Annotated in this window: 1 protein-coding gene; it reads left to right on the top strand. The window is 56.5% G+C overall.

What is annotated here, in order from left to right; translation table 11 throughout:
* Positions 1-479 precede the first annotated feature (479 nt).
* Positions 480-1748, top strand: a complete 1269-nt coding sequence (locus PG5_RS31525; RefSeq protein ID WP_042955929.1) for an IS110 family transposase — start codon at positions 480-482, stop codon at positions 1746-1748.
* Positions 1749-2180 lie beyond the last annotated feature (432 nt).

Genomic DNA, 2180 nt, shown 5'->3' with positions numbered 1-2180 from the left:
TACGGCGAGTCCCTTTTTTTTCAAACGCCACAAAAGGAACCAAAAAAAGTCTTGCCCCAGCGTCCGGCCCCTCGCTAGGGCTCGGCGTTCCTTCGCTCCGGTGTCCATCCGGGGGCATCGCCCTCCGGTTGGCTTCGCTGGCACCTCCATGCGATGTGTTCGACTGCGTCGAACGGCGCTGCGCGCCAATCCCCGGATGAACACCTCCGCTCAGCCTCCCGATATAGGTTGTCCGTTCCTTTCTTCTTCCATACTTCAGCGTCTGGAAGTCAGTTTTATCAAGGAAGGAACATGCACCTGTGGGCTACGAATATGCCTCCCAAGCACGTGATGATTACCCCTTCACTTTCGAGCCCACAGGTGCGCTTGCGCCCTCTAACGAATACTCAGGGAAAGCCCGACACGGCTCTCTATATCGCTTTCGCTGGACGCAAGCATGCATGTCCCTGCATGTACTTTAGCGCCGGTGGAGGTTGTTGATGCAAACGCTCCTGTCTCAGAGATTCACTGCTTATGTCGGAATAGATTGGGCCGATACCAAGCACGACGTGTGTTTGCAGGTCGCGGGGGAATCCCGGCGGCACTTCTCTGTGATCGACCACACGCCCCAGTCGATTGATCGCTGGGCGAAATCGTTATTTGAGCGCTACGGCGCTCCGATTGCGATTGCTCTTGAGCTCAACAAAGGCCCGTTGGTGGCGGCCCTGCAAAAGTACGAGTTCTTTTGCCTGTTCCCCATCAATCCGAGTACCTTGGCCAAACACCGTAAAGCCTTTGTCGGCAGCGGTGCCAAGGATGATCCGACCGATGCGCAATGGGCGCTTGAGTTGTTGCTCACCTATCCCCAACGGTTTGCGCAGCTGATGCCGCAAAGCCCGGCGATGCGTATTTTGGCCAGCCTGACAGAACATCGACGGGCACTGGTTGATGAGCGAGTAAAGGTCAGCAACCGCCTGATCTGTACGCTCAAACAGTACTATCCAGCGGCCCTGGAGCTGTTTAGCAATCATGACAGCGTGGTGTTCTGTGACTTTCTGATGCGCTGGCCCACGCTTGAACACCTCAAGCGCTCTCGCCAGAGTACTTTTCTCAAGTTCTTTAACGAGCACAACGCTCGTCACGCTCAACTCAATCAAACGCGCTGGGAAATCATCACCCAAGCGATGCCCTTGACGCAGGACCCGGGGGTAATACGTCCTTCGCAGTTGTACGCAACAGCCTTGGCGTCGCAACTCAAAGGGCTCATTTGCACCCTCAAGGATTTTGATCGCGAGATTCAAGAAACGGCCAACAGCTTGGCCGATTACCCGATCTTCAAGGCACTCCCTGGCGCCGGCCAACATCTTGCACCGCGTCTGATGGTGGCTTTTGGTGAACAGCGTGATCGATTTAGCGACGCCAATGCAATGCAGCGATATGCCGGAATCGCACCCGTGACCCAGCGTAGCGGCAAGAAGACAGTGGTGTATTGGCGCTACCAATGCTCAACCTTCTTGCGTCAGACCTTTGTGGAATGGGCCGCTCACAGCATCACTCAATCAACGTGGGCCGAGGCTTATTATCGGCAGCAGCGGGCTAAAGGCTGCTCATACCAGGCGACCCTGAGAGCACTCGCTTTCAAGTGGATCAGAATCGTCTATAGGTGCTGGAAAACCAGCACCTACTATGACGAAAAGGCTTACTTGCAGGCTTTGACGGGGCGTGGATCCACGTTGGTAGAGGCGCCGATGGAGGTAGTCTCAGGTTGACGGACAGGCTCAGGGCGTGAAGGGACGGGTGGATCAAGATCAACAGCTGAAGGCGAGCTAACGCTCGGCCTGATGAGTGGTGAGGGGCGGGTGTGCGCCAAAGTGTTTTTGTAGGGGAAAGGGTTGCCCGTGATGGCGGCCTGCGGCCGACGTGATTTTTGCAGATACCCCCAATTCCCTGTGGGAGCCAGCCTGCTGGCGATGGACGTCAACGATAACGCGCGACGTCTGGATGAACGCGTTGCCTGGAAGTCCATCGCCAGCAGGCTGGCTCCCACAGGGGGACGCGGACAAGCCTGCAATCAGGTCGGCTTTAAGGCCGCCTCGCTTTGGCGTTTGATCTTGATCTGGCTTTTGATTTTCTTGCCCCCTCGAGAGGCCGAGTGGAGGTTCTGCGCAGTGGGTAAACCGGCATGGATGCCGGTTTAGCCG

The organism is Pseudomonas sp. G5(2012) (assembly GCF_000408945.1).
Taxonomy (GTDB): Bacteria; Pseudomonadota; Gammaproteobacteria; order Pseudomonadales; family Pseudomonadaceae; genus Aquipseudomonas; species Aquipseudomonas umsongensis.
Note: the sequence above shows the minus strand (reverse complement) of the source record. Positions and strands in the feature narration are given on the sequence as shown.

What these genes read in the sequence shown, in the direction of transcription:
- PG5_RS31525 (WP_042955929.1), top strand. Translation starts at nt 480, where the DNA reads ATGCAAACGCTCCTGTCTCAGAGATTCACTGCTTATGTCGGAATAGAT.